The sequence below is a fragment of the Hyphomicrobium sp. genome (genome assembly GCF_003987855.1).
Taxonomy (GTDB): Bacteria; Pseudomonadota; Alphaproteobacteria; order Rhizobiales; family Hyphomicrobiaceae; genus Hyphomicrobium_B.
In genome coordinates this window covers 196,853-212,449 of the sequence record NZ_RXIZ01000008.1, presented here as the reverse complement: position 1 = coordinate 212,449, position 15,597 = coordinate 196,853, and the positions used below count along the sequence as shown (strand labels likewise).

Genomic DNA, 15,597 nt, shown 5'->3' with positions numbered 1-15,597 from the left:
TATCGGCCGGCGGAAGAAGCGGAAGACAAGCGCATGGATAGTTCGGGACCGCCTGAGCTCGTGACCATCACGGCAACGATCGTCGCCGCCTACGTCAGCAACAATTCAATCGCTTCGAACGAGCTTCCAAACCTCATCGCCGAGACGCATGCGGCTTTGAGCCGGGCGGCGGGGCGGACGGTCCAGCCCGAGCGCGACGAGTCCAAACCCAAGATCGCCGTCAAGAAATCCGTCATGCCGGACTTCATCATTTGCCTTGAAGACGGCAAGAAGTTCAAATCGCTGAAGCGGCACCTGCGCACCCACTACAACTTGTCGCCGGAAGAGTATCGGGAGAAATGGGGCCTGCCGCCCGACTATCCGATGGTGGCTCCGAATTACGCCAACGCGCGCTCTCAGCTCGCCAAGAAGATGGGCCTTGGCACCCGGCGTGAGCGCTGAGAGCCCTCCACTTTCTTATTCACTCTGAAGTGCGGTGAACCGGACCGAACGCGCGCGTCTTGTTGCATCTCGATAGGCTGCTGCGCATTGCTCCTTGCGATGAAGGGCCACCAGGTCGCGACGTTCCCCTTTCAGGAGGCGCGCGAGCTTCGCATGCCGGGCGAGGTCGTACGAATGGCTGCCCGCGTTACCGAGGCGCCGCTCCTTGCGCACTTCCCGCTCGATGATCGCGATTAGGTGCATTCGCCCGGCCGGCGAGCGATCGCTCAGATCTTTCGGCCAAACCGGTAAAATTCTGACGAGGTCGAGCCAGCAACTGGACTCTGAATTGCGAACATCGCTGTGCACTGCGTGCGTCAGCGTTGCTCTGTCTCTTTTCGGAACGCGTTTCTGCATAGCGGGGAAGTGTGAGCCACGCGCCCGGAGCGGGGATAACTTTTCTGCCGCCCCGCGCGACTAAGGTGAACGGGCGCGTCGGAAAAAAACTTATCCCCGCCCTTTGAGGCGCCCGTATTCTTCCCGCGATGTCACAGCTGCAACGAACGATGAGAGAGAGCGCGCACGCCGCGGAGAAGCGGAAAGAGCGAGAGGCTCTCGGTCTCCGGGAAGGAATGATGTTTCGTGCTTCGCTATCCGCGGCGCGCAAGATGCGCCACTTGTCCGCCGCTTCTGCCGAAGCGCCTGCCCACTTCGGTCAGGATGAAAGGCGCCTGGCAATCGACCTTGCGATATCGACGGTTTTCGGTGTCGATGCGGAAGGCCTTTGGCATGGAACGCGCGGTGTTCGCGATATCGCCGAAGCACGCCAGGTCGCGATGTACCTTGCGCATGTTTGCTGCGGAATGACCTTGACCGAGGTCGGCGCGATGTTCGGCCGTGACCGGACGACGGTCTCTCATGCCTGTCTCAAGGTCGAATATCGCCGCGACGATCCGAACTTCGATCGTGCACTCGACCTGCTGAGTTGGGCTCTGCCGACGTTGGTCCTCCGCGTGCCCAGTCGCGATCGCTTGCGCGCCTCCACAAGAACCGGGGAACACGAATGGCTATGAAATCCGCTCGCCGCCGCGCAGCCGCGCGCACCTGCGAGGAAGCAGCAGCGCCGCACCGTAATCTCGCCGAAAGTCCGCTCGCCTGGCTTGCGCGCCGCAGGGACAAGGACGGCCAGCCGATGCTCGCCGACGCCGAGTTCGATGCGGGGGAAAAGCTGCGTGCCGACTTCTGGTTCGCGCAGATGACGCCGAGGACAACGGCGAACTGGTCGCTGCTGCTTTCGGGTGGTGGCGGCGGCAAGGGCGCTCCCGACATTGGACCCGACATTCGCGATTCCGTAGTTGCTGCGAAAGAGCGCGTGAAGCGGGCGCTTGCGGCGGTCGGCCCCGATCTCGCCGGTGTACTGATCGACGTGTGCTGCCATCTGAAGGGATTGGAGGCGAGCGAGAAGGCAAGCGGCTGGCCGCAGCGTTCCGGTAAGATCATTCTGCAGATCGCGCTGCGCCAGCTTGCGCGCCATTACGGCATGGTCCCTCCCGCTGCAAGCGAGACGCGCGATCAGCCCGTCCGCATCCGCCACTGGGGCGCGAGCGACTATCGCCCCGAGATCGACGGCGCCGGTTGAACCGCATTCCAGACCGCGCGCGCTCGAGGTAAGGAGTGAGAAGTGTAAAACGACGTATGGAGTGTGCGAAGTGTGAAGCGGCAGCAACCTCGGAATGCCCATCCGAGACAGGCCGCGTGGAGCATACCGCAGGCGCTGAACTTCAAGACACGACGGGGAGATCCCCCATAGTGCCTACCCTCAAAACTCCATGGCCGCCCTTGAGGCGGCCATCCAGAGCCGCAAACTGAGCTCTACCAAGCGGCCTCTTCAGCCAAATCCTTCCATTGCGGGTTTGTCTTTTCAATCAGCTCGAGCTTCCAACGCCGGGGCCAGCGTTTGAGACTGGTTTCGCGCTGGATCGCCAGAGAAATGGAATCGAAGACTTCGTAGTACACGAGCATCTTCAGTCCGTAGCGGGAGGTGAAGCCGGGAACGAGGCTGTTGGCGTGCTCATAGACGCGGCGGGCAAGATTGTTGGTCACGCCGATGTAGATCGTCCCATTGCGCTTGTTGGCCATGATGTAAACGTAAAACTGCTCGCTCACGGGGTGCGCCCTGGATGGCCGGGTCGAGCCCGGCCATGGAGTGATGGAAGGCACGAAGGAGAGAATGCAAGAAGTGAGAAGTGAGAAGTGAGAAGTGAGAAGTGAGAAGTGAGAAGTGAGAAGTGGAAGTGAGAGTGAGAGTGTGCGAAGTGACAGCAATCCCGGATTGCCGCTCCGAGACGCACCGGCAATGAGCAATGCCGCGAGGGACGTTGAAACAATCATTCACGTTGCGGCTCTCAGACACTGGGGCGCCGACTTCCACTGACCTGCCAAAAAACTCCATGGCCGCCCTCGAGCGGCCATCCAGAGCCGCAAACTGAGCTCTACCAAGCGGCCTCTTCAGCGTGTTCGAAAAAGGCCGGGCCCTACGCCGCGAGCATCTCCGAGGCGTCGGACCTGATGCGCTTCATCATCGAGGCAAGCCCGTTGGATCGCTGTGGCGTCAGGTGTTCCTTCAGTCCGAGGCTCGCGAAGATTCCCTCGGCATCCGTCTTCAGGATCTCGTCCAGCGTCTTGCCCTCGTAGATGATGAAGAGCAACGCGATGAGGCCCTGCACGATGTGGGCATCGCTCATGCCCTGCATCTCGAGCTTATCGCTGGGCTTGGGGTCATCGGGATTGCCGCTGCGCTTCGTCGCGAGCCACACTTGACTGGCACACCCGCGCACCTTGTTGGCGTCGGTCTTCAACTCGGCGGGGAGAGGCGGCAGCGCGCGGCCGAGCTCGATAACGTAGCGGTAACGATCTTCCCAATCGTCGAGCATCGCGAAGTCGGCGCGGATATCTTCAATGGTCATGCGAAACGCCCAGCATGATCCGCGTTAGCGGATCGTTCACCTTACACATAGGTCGCAGGGCGGGGAGAGAGCAAGGCCGGAGCAGGCGCCCGACCAGAACTGGCTTTAGATGCCGTTGTGGGGTGCGCGTTTGCCGCGCCAGTCCGCCGCTTTGTCGAAGGGCGTCAGAGTGCCGCTGTCGCGCTCGAGCACCGCGGGAGCAACGGTCGTCCCGTTCGTGTCGTCGAGACGCAGGCTCGCGTTGCTCATAGATCCTGAATTCGCGTAACGCTCGCGCGCCATATCATAGGCGAGCTGAGCGCCAAACTGCGCCTTGGCGACGAATTGGGTCCACAACTCGGCGCTCTTCGCGCAAACAGTGGCGTTTCGATCGCAGAAGGTGACGACCCACTCGGCGGTGTCGCCCGCACGCTGATAAAGCCGCTGCTGCTGTTCCTTGTCGGAAGGAAGCAGTGCGATCGCGATCGCGGCGACGGTGGCTAAACGCAACAAACCCATGACACAAACCTTCGCGTCTGACGGCCGGGCATGTCCCCGGCACGTGAAGCGGATTGAACGAGGCCGTTCCCTCTACGCTCATCCATACCAGCCGCGCATCAAGGTTAAGCTAGCCCACGACCCGCAATTTGAAGCGGATTTACTTCAAATTTTACGGGATTTAGTGCGCGCATTCCGTCTGGTTTATTTCGAGAGTTAAGGAGGTCTTAACGGCTGGCCGCGATACTCGCGGGCGGGGGCAAAGAGGGACGGGCCGCAGCATGACCGAAAGGGATCGAAAGCTCGCAGCTATCCTGTCGTTGCTTGCAACGACAAGCGTGGCTCTGAACATGCTCGTCTTCCAGAACACCGGCGGCAAAGGCAGCGCGATCGAGACGGGCGGGATCACCGACCGGACTTCGTGGGTCGATGGCCCCGGTTTGTCACTCGGTCCGACGGCGCCCGGCCCTGGTGCGGCACAAACCGCTGATGCCGCGCCTCTACCGCCCGGACCGCTGAGCGTCAGCGACGATTCCGACCGCGCCGACATCACCAAGGGCGTCCAGCGCGAACTCAACAACATCAATTACGAGGCAGGTCCTGCCGACGGCGTGCTGGGACTCGTCACGCGTGCCGCGATCTTCGCCTACGAATACGACAACGGCCTCGTGCTCACCGGCCAGCCGAGCGATCAGCTCTTGAGCCAGCTCATTCTCGGCAGTTCGTCCTTGCCGCCGAACGCCGCGCGACCGGGCAAGACCATGTCGCCCGATGGCGAAAGCTTCGTTCGCACGGTGAAGCAGCAGCTCTCCGCGCTTGGCTACCAGACGGGCGTGACGGGCTCAGCCCTGACGCCGGAGTTCTCGCGCGCCATCCGCGAATTCGAGACGGACCAGAAATTGAAGCCCACCGGCCGCATCTCCGGTCCGATGGAAAGCCGTCTGCTTCGCCTCCAGAGCGAACCCAAGGCGCGGCGCGAGGCGATCGCCAAAGCATCGAAGCGCTAGCGATTCTTGTGCATCGCCTGCTAACGTCGCCTGATGCGTCTGAAATCGGAAATCTGGGTCAAAGCCTATCTGCGCCGCTGCCTCTACAACGGCGCCAATGGCGTGATCGCGCGCCATGGCGACGACGACGCCGGCGCCATCTTCATCAAGATCGTGCGCGCAGACAGAATGGCCGCGGTATTTTCACCGGCGCCCGCAGGTCTCGAAGAAGTCGACATCGACCGGCGTTGGGTGCCGCGCTTCAAGAGCGAGTTCGTGCCGGAAGCCGAAGCGGATTCGATGCTCAGTCGCGAAGCGAGTTTCGATAGCGACATCTGGGTCGTCGAAATCGAGGATCGCGAAGGCCGCCACTTCCTCGGCGATGAATTGATGAAATAGCAACAGTCGGCGCCAACATTCGTCTCGCGTTTACAAACCATTAACTCGACGCCGACCTTAATTCATAGTGATGCGATGATTCTGACGGCAGCAGCGCATACTCGCCACGCTCCGTTTCGCAATCAGTGATCCCGTGGCGGGAGCCTTGATGGCGGGGAATGCCGTACGGCGCGAGCTAAGTTTCGCGTCCCTTGGGGGATGGCGCATGGCAACGATTTTGGAATTCAAATTTGCACCGAGACCGACGGCCGCATCCGTGCTTGCAGCGTGCGATGCATCGGCCTCCGCGGAAATCGTTTTCTTTCCCGGCGTACGTTATGAGCGGCACAGCGACGACGTCGAAGACCAGCGCAAAGCCAAGCGTCATCGCGACGAGCTCGACCTCGAGAGCTGACGACGCCTCGAGTTGAAATCTAAAGCTCGCATGGGGTGTCGAGGCAATTCACGCCTGCCGCCGTTGCGAACGGAGAGCGCGATACAGCGCCTCGTAAGGGAAATCCGAAATCACGCGCCGTCGCGTCGGCACGAGGCCTTGGAAAGCGCGACGAGTTCGTCGGAGCGATAGGGCTCGCCCTTGTCGGGAGCCCGCACGACGATCAATCCCTTTGCCGCCGCGATCGTCTGCTGCGGATCGACGCCGGCGCTCGTCGCAGGAAGGCCCATGAAGCGATCGTCGGAAGGCACAATCGACAGATCGATCGTCGTCTCCCGATCGGCTGAGGCTGCAGCGAAATAAAGGTTGGTTCCATCCGGCGAATACACGCCGACCGTCCAACCGAGATCCGGAAGCAGCGCGCGCACCCGCATCGTCCCGTTCTTCGTTTCGAACGGACAGAACGCATAGCGCGCATCCGGCGCCATGAAGGGCAGCGGCTGATGCTGAGGCGCGACCGCGTCGGCAATCGTCATCGTGTTGGCCGGATATTCCTGCGTCAGCCGTGAATAGGCCGAGCGCCGCGTGTCGTTCACGGCGAGGAAGGTGGCGACGAGATGCACGATCCCGGCGAGCAGGATGAAGATCGCGAGCAACCGCCAGTCGAAACCCTTGAGCGGCTTCATGAGCAGCCCTCGCGCTTGATGATGGGCAGATGCTTGTTGCGCTCCGCGCGCTCTTCGGCGGAAAGGCCGGTCGCCGGATCGAGCACCGTGAAGACGAGGACGAGACGGCCCGCACCGCTCGTCGGCAGCCAGTTGCCTGGCCTCGCGTCGCGTCCGAGCGAAACCACGAACGATCCGTTCGGACTGGGCGCGATGGTATCGGCCGTGAACTCGTAGCGGTCGGCGTCGTTGTGGATGAGGTTGCCGCGCGCGTCGAACACGGCGAGGCTCCACCACAGTCCGCGCATGTTGGCGCCGTCGATGATGTAATTGCACGACGAGTGAAGTCGCGCGCCTTGCGAATCCGTTTTCGCTTCGAACACACCGGCGCTGTCGGCGGAAATGCGAAGCTTGCCGGTGGCGATCATGTGCGCCTTCGTATAAGGGTCGGCGCTCTCGCGGCCGATATCGCGCCATTGCTGCCACGGACCGTACATGTCGGAGGAAAGCGGCGAGCCGCGATCGATCATGTATCGGCTTGTCCAAAGGCCGGTCGCGATCGCGAGCGCGAGCACCATCAGCACGGTGACGGCGCGTACGAGGATCGCGATGATCGCGCGCACGACGCTCAATCGCGTCGGGGCTACTGGGGAGTTGGCTTCGATCGATGCCACGGTCGCTGGGTTCCTATCGCATCCGTGTTCAGGGCACCGCCGTCGCCGAGGTCCGCCCACCGGACGGCGGCGCGGCTGCCGGCATCGAAAGGTCGTCGTGCGAGGTATCGAAGAGCGTAGCGCGGCGATCGGGGCGCGTCGCGGGTTGCGGCGCCTGCTTAGGATCGTCAGGCTGCGGAACGCGCGAAGGCTCGCCGCCGCCGGCCGGCGTGACAGCCGCGGGAGCTTCGCCGTTGGCTTTGCGCAGCGCGCTGACGAGCATCTTCAAGGCGTCGCGCGTCTTGGACGGCATCACACTCGGCGGCTTGGATGCATCGGTCTGCGCCGGCGTAAGACCCGCGGCGACCTGCTGCGCCCGAACCTCGGCCAGGCGCTGCTGCTCTTCCACCTGACGCGGATGCGGGGGCAATCCAGGGATCGTCGGGATATTCATGTCGGCGTGCGCGACCGTCATGAGATCGTGCCAAACCGGCGCTGCTTGATGGCCGCCGGTCACGCCGGCACGCATCGGCCGGTTGTCGTCGTTGCCGAGCCAGACGCCGGCCACGTACTTGCCGGTGAAGCCCATGAACCAAGCGTCCTTCGGACCGGTCGAGGTTCCCGTCTTGCCGGCAACGTTGGTGAAATCGAGATTGGCCATGCCGCCGGTGCCCTGCGTCACGACGCGATTGAGCATGACGTTCATTTCTTCCGCGACATGCCGCGACACGACCTGGCGCGGCGGAGGCTCATCGCGCTCGCGGGAATAGAGCAGGTCGCCCTTGGATGTGGTGATGTCGAGAATGCCGTAAGGCTTGGCGTACTTTCCACCGTTGGCGAACGTCGCCACGCCGCCCGTGTGTTCGAGCACCGTGATGCCGCCGTCGCCGAGCGCCATCGAACACGTCTTCTTCACGCCTTCGATGCCGAGCCGCTTCGTCATCTCGATCACCTTCTCGCGGCCGACCGCGAAGGAAAGTTCGGCCGCGACGGTGTTCAAGGATTTCGCCAGCGCTTCCCACAAAGGTATGCGCGCGCCCGAGCCGCCACCGCCGCCATAGTTCGAGGGCGACCAGTTCCCGCATGACCGCGATGCGTCGCGCACGATCGTCTCGGGCGTATAGCCGTTCTCCATCGCCGCCGCGTACACGTAGATCTTGAACGATGAGCCCGGCTGGCGTTTGGCGTGCGTCGCGCGGTTGAACTGGCTCTCGCCGTAATCCGGACCGCCGACGATCGCCTTCACCCGTCCGTCCGTCTCGGTGACGACGATGGCGCCTGAGCTGAAATGATTGTCGCGACCTTCCTTGCGCAGCGCGGCGGCGAGCGCTTCTTCAGCTTGCCGCTGCAGCGTGAGGTCGACCGTGGTACGCGCCGTCAGCACGAATTGGTTCTTGCCGTCGGCGATGCGCTGCACTTCCTCGTACGCCCAATCGAGGAACCAGTCTGGGCTGGCCGACGCCCGCGCTTCGACGATCTTCGCCGGGTTCATTCGCGCCGCGTGCACCTGGCCGGCGGTGTAGTAGCCCGCCTCGACGAGGTTATCGAGCACCTGATTGGTGCGCGCCCGTGATGCCGCAAGATCGACGAGCGGCGAATATTTGGTCGGCGCCTTGAACAGTCCGGCGAGCACCGCCGCTTCCGCCATGTTGATGTCGCGGACCGACTTGCCGAAATAATACTGCGAGGCAGCTTCCGCTCCGAACGTGCCGCCGCCCATATACGCGCGGTCAAAATAGAGCTTTAGGATTTCGCGCTTGGAATATCGACTCTCGAGCAGGAACGAGAGAAACAGCTCTTTGACCTTTCGCTGGAGCGATCGCTCCGACGAGAGGAACAGGTTCTTTGCCAGCTGCTGCGTCAGCGTCGAGCCGCCTTGCACGACCTCATTGGCCTGCACGTTGGTGACGAGCGCGCGCATCGTGCCCAGCACGTCGACGCCGTAATGTTCGAAGAAGCGGCGATCCTCGGTCGCGAGCGTCGCCTTGATGAGCACATCCGGGATCTCGCTCAAGGGGACGGAGTCGTTGTGAAGGATGCCGCGCTTGCCGATCTCGTTGCCGTTGATGTCGAGGAACTTCACCGCGTAGCGGCCGGTCAGGAACTTGCTTTCGTCGAACTCCTGGAAGGCGGGCAGCGCCAGCCCGTACAGAACGACGAAACCGCCGAACAGCATCGTCAGACTTTCTGAGGCGAACTCGTTGAGCAGTCGCCGCCACCCGACGAGCTGGAACCGCGCGAAATAGCTCGAGCCAGCGTTCCAATAATCCTTCGTCCGCGACCAAGCCTCTCCCAGCGTCGCGTTGATCTTGGAATCAAGCGCCAGCCAGTCGATGAAGCGATCCCTGCCGCCCTGCTTGTGGAACCAGTCGTTCAAAAAGCGCTACCCCTTGCCCGCGCCGAACTCATTAAGTCGCTCTTGTCACAAGTGAGACGCGGGCTTAAGCCCTTTACTGCGAGTCTTATTCGCAACACCAATTGCGACGCGCTCCACCGAACGCGCCGCCGTGGTTAGTTTGCGGACGTTAGGCGTCGCAAGTCGACAAAATTGTGGTTATCCCGAGAGCGGGCGGAAGGGAAGAGCAACACCTGATGTTGGACGGCAACGATCCACCGTTCTGGCGCACGAAAACCCTCGAACAGATGGGCCGCGAGGAGTGGGAAGCTCTGTGCGACGGCTGCGGGCGTTGCTGCCTCGTCAAGCTCGAGGACGAAGACACGGCCGAGATTTATCTGACGCGGCTTTCCTGCGGCATGCTCGATGTGCGCACCTGCCGCTGCAAGGATTATCCCAACCGCTTCCTCAAGATGCCCGATTGCCTGGAAATCGACATAGCGCGTGCCCGCGAGCTGTCGTGGCTGCCCAAGACCTGCGCCTATCGCATCGTCGGGGAAGGGGGCGATCTCCCCTGGTGGCATCCGCTCGTCTCGGGAACGCCCGAAACCGTGCACCAGGCCGGAATCTCCGTTCGCAGCTTCGCCATGAGCGAACGCCGCGTGAAGCAGGAGAACTACTGGAAGTACATCATCCCCGACCTCCCCGAGGAAGCCGAGCGGGCCCGTCCCGCTGCGGAGTAGCGCTCAACGCGAGCCGACCGAACGATGTCATCCCGGGCTTGTGCGGAGGATGCCAGTGTTCGACGCCATGCTCGTTCGCAGCGAAAAAACTTATCCCCGCCGAGTTGCGCGAAATTATAATGGAAAGATTTTGCTGCGGCCTTTGATTTTATAAAATAAATTCAATGAGTTGGATCGTTTTTCCCGTTGACAGCGCGACGCTTCTCGGGCATCATTCCTGTATAATGCGGAAAGTGTGAGACACGGGATTTGCGGCTCAGCCGCTCCGTCGCACGCTGCGGCTCCAGCACAATTCGGAAGGTGGCGGCGGATGGCGGCAAGCCCACGCGCTGCGAACTCTGCGCGCCGAGCGACGGGCTCGACGAAGGAGGATCGCTCGGCGGCAGCAAAGTCGGCGGCGCGGCGCACGGCTTCGCGCTCCAGCACGGCGGCGAAGACCGCACGCGACGATCACGCGGAAACGAAGCCGCCGACGAAAGCCGCGAAGGCTACGAAGGTGGCCGAACAATCAGCTGCTCCGACGGAAGAAGATCCAAGCCCGCGCGCTGCGGCCGGCTCGCGGAACGCGAGTCGCCGAGCGCCAACAAAAAAATCCCTCGTTCAGCGTGTCTACAACACGATCGACGGCGAGCTGACGAAGCTCGAGAAGCAAAAGGGGCTCACGTCCCAGGATCGCGAGCGCGCCTCGCGGGCTCTGTCGCAGATGGTCAACGCATTGGAGAAAGCCGTTGAGATGCAACGCGAGATGACGAAGCGGAAGACATCGGGAGGAGATGCCAAAAACAAGGAGGCGCTCGCCCATGCGGAAGACCTACGCCGCGAAATTGCGGAACGTCTTGAGCGCCTCAATCGCAAGCGGGCGTCTGTCCGACGATCTGAATGAGTTGACGCGCGAAGAGCTGCACTTCATCGCGCACGACTGGGAAATCTGGGCCCGCGACGATCAGCTGGCGCCCTTATCGATTGCACCCGGCGACTCCCCTGCGGGGAGCCAGCCGCCCGGTGCGCTCGATGTTGCGCAAAACTCGCCCAACAAGGCCGCGCCTTGCGGCCGGCTCTGCGAAGCAGAGTCGCAAGGCGCAAAAGCATGGAGAGTCTGGCTGCTTCTCGGCGGCCGCGGTTCCGGCAAGACGAGGGCAGGCGCCGAGTGGATACGCTCCGTGGCCCGTGCCGAAGATGCAAGCGCGTGCTCGGCGGCCGGCTCCGCGGAGCGGAGTCGCCGAGCACAAACAAAAGACTCACCAAGAATAGCGCTCGTGGGCAAAACGCTCGCCGACGTTCGCAACGTCATGATCGAAGGTCAATCCGGTCTGCTCGCGATCCATCCGGCGCACGAGCGGCCCGAGTTCAAACCTTCGAAGCGTCGCCTGACCTGGCCGAACGGTGCCATCGCGGAGCTGTTCTCGGCCGATGAAGCCGAAGCACTGCGCGGTCCGCAGTTCACCGCCGCGTGGTGCGATGAACTCGCCAAGTGGCGCGGCGCGGAGAAGGCGTGGGACATGCTGCAGTTCGCGCTCCGTCTTGGCGATGCGCCGCGCATGTGCGTGACGACGACGCCGCGCGCGACGAAGCTGTTGAAGCAGATCATGGCGGACGAAGCGACCGTGACCGTCAACCTTGCGACAGCGGACAATGCGATGAACCTCGCGCCATCGTTCTTGGCCGAGATGACGCGCCGCTATGCGGGCTCCGCGATCGGCCGCCAGGAACTCCTGGGTGAGATCGTCGAGGACCCCAGCGATGGCCTCTGGCGCCGGCACTGGATCGAGGAAGCGCGCGTCGAAACCACGCCCGACATGCAGCGCATCGTCGTCGCGCTCGATCCGCCCGTCACCGCGACGGCGTCATCGGACGCGTGTGGAATTGTCGTCGCCGGTTTGGGCGTCGACAAACGAGCCTACGTTCTTGCCGATCGCACGATCCAGGGACGAACGCCGGAAGTCTGGGCGCATGCGGCGCTGGGCGCGTTCGATGATTTCGAAGCCGACCGCATGGTGGCGGAAGTCAATCAGGGCGGCGATCTCGTGATCTCCGTGCTGCAGCGATTTCGCGAGAATTTCCCCGTCGTGAAGGTTCGCGCCACGCGGGGAAAATGGGTTCGCGCCGAGCCGGTCGCCGCGCTTTACGCCGAAGGCCGCGTGGCGCACGTCGGGCGCTTCGATGCGCTGGAAGATCAGATGTGTTCGTTCGGCGCCGATGGCACGATGCGCGGCCGCAGCCCCGATCGCGCCGACGCGCTCGTCTGGGCCATCACTGACTTGCTCTTGAGCGATACGACCAAGCCATCGGTACGGATGCTTTGATCTTCGTCATCCTCGGTCGCGCGTATGCGACGGCCGGGGATCCAGCGCAGGACTCGTCGCAGACGCACCGGTGAGCCTAAGGTGCTTCTTACGCTGAATCCCCGAACAGCCTCGCCGCGCTCCGTCCGCACGACGGTGGAGCGCTGAGACGACGCGCCCGTTCCACGCAATTTCAAAGGACAGTTCATGTCGCTGATCTCGGAAACGCTAGCGCGCTGGCTGCCGGAGTCCTTGTTGCCACGCGAGTCGCCGAATATGTTCGAAGACTCTTTCAACACGCCCGTGCCCGGCGGTCGGCTCGACGGAGGAGAGTCGCCGGGCACAATCAAAGATTCGCCTCGCGGGGAAAAGAAGGGAAGCAGTGTAGGCCCTCTCATCGCCTATCACACACTCGGCGAGCCCGTGTGGGCGCCGCGTGACTACGCCGCCTTCGCCCGCGAAGGCTTCATGCAGAATGCCATCGTCTATCGCTGCGTGCGCATGATAGCGGAGGCCGCCGCCTCGATCCCCTTGCTCCTCTACGAGGGCACGACCGAGATCGAGGATCATCCGCTGATCGGGCTGCTCCGGCGGCCGAGCCTCGATCACACCGGCACCGATTTCCTCGAAGCCTGGTACGGCTTCCTGCTCGTCTCGGGCAACGCCTACGCGGAAGCCGTCGCGCTCGACGGCGAGCTGCGCGAGCTGCACATCCTGCGTCCCGACCGCATGAAGGTGATCCCTGGGCTCGACGGTTGGCCCGAAGGCTACGAATACACCGTCTGCGGACGAAGCGTGCGCTTCATCGACGACGCCGTCGAAGGCGTGCGGCCGATCCTTCACCTGAAACTCTTTCATCCAATCAACGATCACTACGGCATGAGCCCGATCGAGGCCGCGGCCACCGCGATCGACATTCACAACACGGCCTCGGGCTGGAACAAGGCGCTGCTCGACAATTCCGCCAGGCCATCAGGCGCGCTCGTCTATGCGGCGTCGAACGGCCAGATGACAGACGAGCAGTTCACGCGCCTCAAAAGCGAGCTTGAGACGAACTTCCAGGGCGCGCGCTGCCGGACGTCCGCTGCTTTTGGAAGGTGGCCTCGACTGGAAGCCGCTTTCGCTGACGCCGAAGGACATGGACTTCATCGAGGCCAAGAACGCCGCCGCGCGCGAGATCGCGCTCGCGATCGGCGTGCCCCCGATGCTGCTCGGCATTCCGGGCGACAACACGTTTTCGGATGACCCGTACGATCCTGGCGGGGCGACCAACAAGGGCATCACGCTCGAAGTTTTCGCAAGCTTCGAAGGCGAGCCGCTCGATGCGGCTTCACGCGACAGCCTCATCGCGAAATTGCAGGCGATCTCCGATCAGACCGTCGCTGCCATCTATCGCCGCCGCTATTTCGATCCCGCGGATTGCTCGGCCTTTACGGCCCCGCTCGCGCTTATGCACTTCGATGCCGCCGTGAACCACGGCCTCGGCGCTGCGATCCGAATGCTGCACCAGGCGGCTGGCGCAACGGTCGATGGTGAGATCGGACCTCAAACGCTTGGTGCGATCGGCAGCCGCGATGTCGTCGACCTCATCGAAACCTACGCCGAAATCCGCCGCGGACGTTATCGCGCGCTTCCGCACTTCTGGCGGTTCGGACGCGGCTGGCTGAAGCGCGTCGATGCAACCCTGGCGCTCGGCAAGTCCTGGGCGGCTGCTGACGGCATCACACGCGCCCTCATTGAACCCTCCCTCAACGCGAAAGGAACGACGACCATGAGCGATACAACGACGACTGATCAATCGGCCAAATGGTGGGCCCAGTCCAAGACGCTGTGGGGCACCCTGATAACGGCCGCGGCGACGGTCCTGCCGCTCCTGACGCCGGCGCTGGGCGTGAGCCTGCCGGCCGACGTTATCCAGACGTTCGGCGATCAGGCAATTTCCGCCGTCCAGGCCGTGGCCGGCCTCTTCGGCACCACGCTGGCCATCTACGGCCGGTTCAAGGCTTCCACGGTGATCAGTCTGCGGAAAAATTAACCGATCCTCTCTCGTAGACCCCGAAGACACGTGTTCATCGCCCATTCAATCGGATAATCTTAGAACCCTCGCGATTTTTCGGATGAAGGTATGATCGAGTTGCGAACAGCGGGGTCTGCGATTGCAGCGGCAGTCATGCTGCCATGCAGCCCTGGTTTTGCCGTCGATTGCATGTCCGATTGGGGAATGGCGGGGCAGATCGTTCGCCGCGAGAACCTGATCACGGTCGAAGAGGTATCCCGATCGCTCGCTGCCGACGGCATCGGCGAACTCGTCAAGACGACCCTTTGCCGGTCGGACGACGGATATTTTTATCGCCTGGTGATCCGGAGTCCGACGGGACAGCTCAGGACGACCGTTATGACTGCCAGAACCCGATAGGCGGTTCGTTGCGGGTAGCATTCGCTGGAGTTCATCCTATAAACCCGCAGTCGTATTCACGAGGGGAGGGAATCCCGTGCGCGCACTGGTAGTTGAGGACGACAAGGACTTGAACCGTCAGCTTTCCACGGCGCTCTCGGACGCCGGCTTCGCGGTCGATACGGCCGCCGATGGTGAGGAAGGCTATTTCCTTGGCGATACCGAGCCTTACGACATCGTGATCTTGGATATCGGCTTGCCGAAGATCGACGGCATCTCGGTCCTCGAGCAATGGCGCCGCAGCGACCGGAAAATGCCCGTCATTATTCTGACCGCGCGCGACCGCTGGAGCGATAAGGTCTCCGGGATGGATGCCGGCGCCGACGACTACCTGGCCAAGCCCTTCCATATGGAAGAGCTGCTGGCCCGCGTCCGTGCCCAGGTGCGCCGGGCGTCCGGCCACGCCAAATCCGAGATTGAATGCGGTCCCATCCGTCTGGACACCAAGTCCGCGCGCGTCACCTGCGAGGGCAATCCCGTCAAGCTGACCTCCCACGAATTCCGTCTGCTCGCCTATCTGATGCATCACAATGGCCGCGTGGTCTCGCGGACCGAGCTGGTCGAACATCTCTATGATCAGGATTTTGATCGCGATTCGAACACGATCGAAGTATTTATCGGCCGACTGCGGAAGAAGATTCCAGGCGACGTGATCCAGACGGTCCGCGGTCTTGGATACCGCATGAGCCAAGGACCGGATGAGGCTTAATTCACTTGCTCTTCGCCTCTTTGCGACTTCGGCAGCATGGACACTTCTGGCCCTGCCGCTGGCGGGTTACATAATATATGCGCTCTACCGGGAAGACGTTCAGCTGAGCTTCGATGCTCAGCTGAAGAAGCTTC

Annotated in this window: 19 protein-coding genes and 1 pseudogene; 14 read left to right on the top strand and 6 right to left on the bottom strand. The window is 62.6% G+C overall.

Annotated elements, in window-relative coordinates:
- Positions 1-33: 33 nt before the first annotated feature.
- From EKK30_RS08220 to EKK30_RS08205, 4 genes are all read left to right on the top strand, one after another.
- Entirely contained in the window at positions 34-441 is a 408-nt protein-coding gene (locus EKK30_RS08220; RefSeq protein WP_290983339.1) for a MucR family transcriptional regulator, read from the top strand.
- Positions 442-528: 87 nt separating this feature from the next.
- Positions 529-678, top strand: a complete 150-nt coding sequence (locus tag EKK30_RS08215) for a hypothetical protein (protein ID WP_290983036.1) — start codon at positions 529-531, stop codon at positions 676-678.
- A gap of 374 nt (positions 679-1,052) precedes the next feature.
- The gene (locus tag EKK30_RS08210) at positions 1,053-1,493 is read left to right on the top strand and encodes a helix-turn-helix domain-containing protein (protein ID WP_290983033.1); all 441 of its coding nucleotides are present in this window, start codon (positions 1,053-1,055) and stop codon (positions 1,491-1,493) included.
- A complete protein-coding gene (locus EKK30_RS08205; RefSeq protein ID WP_290983030.1) occupies positions 1,484-2,059 on the top strand; it encodes a DUF6456 domain-containing protein in 576 nt (191 codons plus the stop codon). The genes EKK30_RS08210 and EKK30_RS08205 overlap by 10 nt, the downstream gene beginning before the upstream one ends.
- A gap of 233 nt (positions 2,060-2,292) precedes the next feature.
- Here the strand turns inward: EKK30_RS08205 and EKK30_RS08200 are convergent, their stop codons facing one another.
- The 3 genes from EKK30_RS08200 to EKK30_RS08190 all read right to left on the bottom strand — a co-directional run bounded on the left by EKK30_RS08200 (position 2,293) and on the right by EKK30_RS08190 (position 3,884).
- Positions 2,293-2,586, bottom strand: coding sequence for a GIY-YIG nuclease family protein (locus tag EKK30_RS08200; protein WP_290983027.1), 294 nt, complete (start codon positions 2,584-2,586; stop codon positions 2,293-2,295).
- Between the two features lie 368 nt (positions 2,587-2,954).
- A complete protein-coding gene (locus EKK30_RS08195) occupies positions 2,955-3,386 on the bottom strand; it encodes a SufE family protein (protein ID WP_290983024.1) in 432 nt (143 codons plus the stop codon).
- 105 nt (positions 3,387-3,491) lie between these two features.
- Entirely contained in the window at positions 3,492-3,884 is a 393-nt protein-coding gene (locus tag EKK30_RS08190) for a DUF5330 domain-containing protein (RefSeq protein WP_290983020.1), read from the bottom strand.
- 260 nt (positions 3,885-4,144) lie between these two features.
- On the opposite strand from EKK30_RS08190, the gene EKK30_RS08185 reads away from it, so the two are divergent.
- The 3 genes from EKK30_RS08185 to EKK30_RS08175 all read left to right on the top strand — a co-directional run bounded on the left by EKK30_RS08185 (position 4,145) and on the right by EKK30_RS08175 (position 5,642).
- Positions 4,145-4,870 (top strand): peptidoglycan-binding domain-containing protein, encoded by a 726-nt coding sequence (locus tag EKK30_RS08185; RefSeq protein WP_290983017.1) that lies wholly within the window; start codon positions 4,145-4,147, stop codon positions 4,868-4,870.
- Between the two features lie 33 nt (positions 4,871-4,903).
- Positions 4,904-5,248, top strand: a complete 345-nt coding sequence (locus EKK30_RS08180) for a DUF1491 family protein (RefSeq protein ID WP_290983014.1) — start codon at positions 4,904-4,906, stop codon at positions 5,246-5,248.
- A 205-nt stretch (positions 5,249-5,453) separates the two neighbouring features.
- A complete protein-coding gene (locus EKK30_RS08175) occupies positions 5,454-5,642 on the top strand; it encodes a hypothetical protein (protein ID WP_290983012.1) in 189 nt (62 codons plus the stop codon).
- A gap of 110 nt (positions 5,643-5,752) precedes the next feature.
- Here the strand turns inward: EKK30_RS08175 and EKK30_RS08170 are convergent, their stop codons facing one another.
- The 3 genes from EKK30_RS08170 to EKK30_RS08160 are packed head-to-tail and all read right to left on the bottom strand — an operon-like array spanning position 5,753 to position 9,316.
- A complete protein-coding gene (locus EKK30_RS08170) occupies positions 5,753-6,307 on the bottom strand; it encodes a hypothetical protein (RefSeq protein ID WP_290983009.1) in 555 nt (184 codons plus the stop codon).
- Positions 6,304-6,960, bottom strand: coding sequence for a DUF1214 domain-containing protein (locus EKK30_RS08165; protein ID WP_290983006.1), 657 nt, complete (start codon positions 6,958-6,960; stop codon positions 6,304-6,306). The genes EKK30_RS08170 and EKK30_RS08165 overlap by 4 nt, the downstream gene beginning before the upstream one ends.
- 28 nt (positions 6,961-6,988) lie before the next feature.
- Positions 6,989-9,316, bottom strand: coding sequence for a PBP1A family penicillin-binding protein (locus EKK30_RS08160; RefSeq protein WP_290983003.1), 2,328 nt, complete (start codon positions 9,314-9,316; stop codon positions 6,989-6,991).
- A 215-nt stretch (positions 9,317-9,531) separates the two neighbouring features.
- On the opposite strand from EKK30_RS08160, the gene EKK30_RS08155 reads away from it, so the two are divergent.
- From EKK30_RS08155 to EKK30_RS08125, 7 genes and pseudogenes are all read left to right on the top strand, one after another.
- On the top strand, positions 9,532-10,017 hold the full coding sequence (locus tag EKK30_RS08155) for a YcgN family cysteine cluster protein (protein ID WP_290983000.1): 486 nt from the start codon (positions 9,532-9,534) through the stop codon (positions 10,015-10,017).
- A 310-nt stretch (positions 10,018-10,327) separates the two neighbouring features.
- On the top strand, positions 10,328-10,900 hold the full coding sequence (locus EKK30_RS08150) for a hypothetical protein (protein WP_290982997.1): 573 nt from the start codon (positions 10,328-10,330) through the stop codon (positions 10,898-10,900).
- A complete protein-coding gene (locus EKK30_RS08145; protein ID WP_290982994.1) occupies positions 10,818-12,320 on the top strand; it encodes a terminase family protein in 1,503 nt (500 codons plus the stop codon). Before EKK30_RS08150 ends, EKK30_RS08145 begins: the two co-directional genes overlap by 83 nt.
- Positions 12,321-12,644: 324 nt before the next feature.
- Positions 12,645-13,542: pseudogene (locus EKK30_RS08140) on the top strand (phage portal protein); the annotation flags it as partial.
- Entirely contained in the window at positions 13,516-14,334 is an 819-nt protein-coding gene (locus tag EKK30_RS08135) for a glycosyl hydrolase 108 family protein (RefSeq protein ID WP_290983337.1), read from the top strand. The pseudogene EKK30_RS08140 and the gene EKK30_RS08135, both read left to right, overlap by 27 nt.
- 90 nt (positions 14,335-14,424) lie before the next feature.
- Positions 14,425-14,715, top strand: a complete 291-nt coding sequence (locus EKK30_RS08130) for a hypothetical protein (RefSeq protein ID WP_290982992.1) — start codon at positions 14,425-14,427, stop codon at positions 14,713-14,715.
- Between the two features lie 76 nt (positions 14,716-14,791).
- Positions 14,792-15,463, top strand: a complete 672-nt coding sequence (locus tag EKK30_RS08125; RefSeq protein ID WP_290982989.1) for a response regulator transcription factor — start codon at positions 14,792-14,794, stop codon at positions 15,461-15,463.
- Positions 15,464-15,597: the final 134 nt, after the last annotated feature.

Excerpts from the sequence above, each read along its gene's own strand:
- EKK30_RS08220 (WP_290983339.1), top strand. The coding sequence starts at position 34 with ATGGATAGTTCGGGACCGCCTGAGCTCGTGACCATCACGGCAACGATC.
- EKK30_RS08210 (WP_290983033.1), top strand. The coding sequence starts at position 1,053 with ATGATGTTTCGTGCTTCGCTATCCGCGGCGCGCAAGATGCGCCACTTG.
- EKK30_RS08205 (WP_290983030.1), top strand. The coding sequence starts at position 1,484 with ATGGCTATGAAATCCGCTCGCCGCCGCGCAGCCGCGCGCACCTGCGAG.
- EKK30_RS08195 (WP_290983024.1), bottom strand. The coding sequence starts at position 3,386 with ATGACCATTGAAGATATCCGCGCCGACTTCGCGATGCTCGACGATTGG.
- EKK30_RS08190 (WP_290983020.1), bottom strand. The coding sequence starts at position 3,884 with ATGGGTTTGTTGCGTTTAGCCACCGTCGCCGCGATCGCGATCGCACTG.
- EKK30_RS08185 (WP_290983017.1), top strand. The coding sequence starts at position 4,145 with ATGACCGAAAGGGATCGAAAGCTCGCAGCTATCCTGTCGTTGCTTGCA.
- EKK30_RS08180 (WP_290983014.1), top strand. The coding sequence starts at position 4,904 with ATGCGTCTGAAATCGGAAATCTGGGTCAAAGCCTATCTGCGCCGCTGC.
- EKK30_RS08175 (WP_290983012.1), top strand. The coding sequence starts at position 5,454 with ATGGCAACGATTTTGGAATTCAAATTTGCACCGAGACCGACGGCCGCA.
- EKK30_RS08170 (WP_290983009.1), bottom strand. The coding sequence starts at position 6,307 with ATGAAGCCGCTCAAGGGTTTCGACTGGCGGTTGCTCGCGATCTTCATC.
- EKK30_RS08155 (WP_290983000.1), top strand. The coding sequence starts at position 9,532 with ATGTTGGACGGCAACGATCCACCGTTCTGGCGCACGAAAACCCTCGAA.
- EKK30_RS08150 (WP_290982997.1), top strand. The coding sequence starts at position 10,328 with ATGGCGGCAAGCCCACGCGCTGCGAACTCTGCGCGCCGAGCGACGGGC.
- EKK30_RS08145 (WP_290982994.1), top strand. The coding sequence starts at position 10,818 with ATGCGGAAGACCTACGCCGCGAAATTGCGGAACGTCTTGAGCGCCTCA.
- EKK30_RS08130 (WP_290982992.1), top strand. The coding sequence starts at position 14,425 with ATGATCGAGTTGCGAACAGCGGGGTCTGCGATTGCAGCGGCAGTCATG.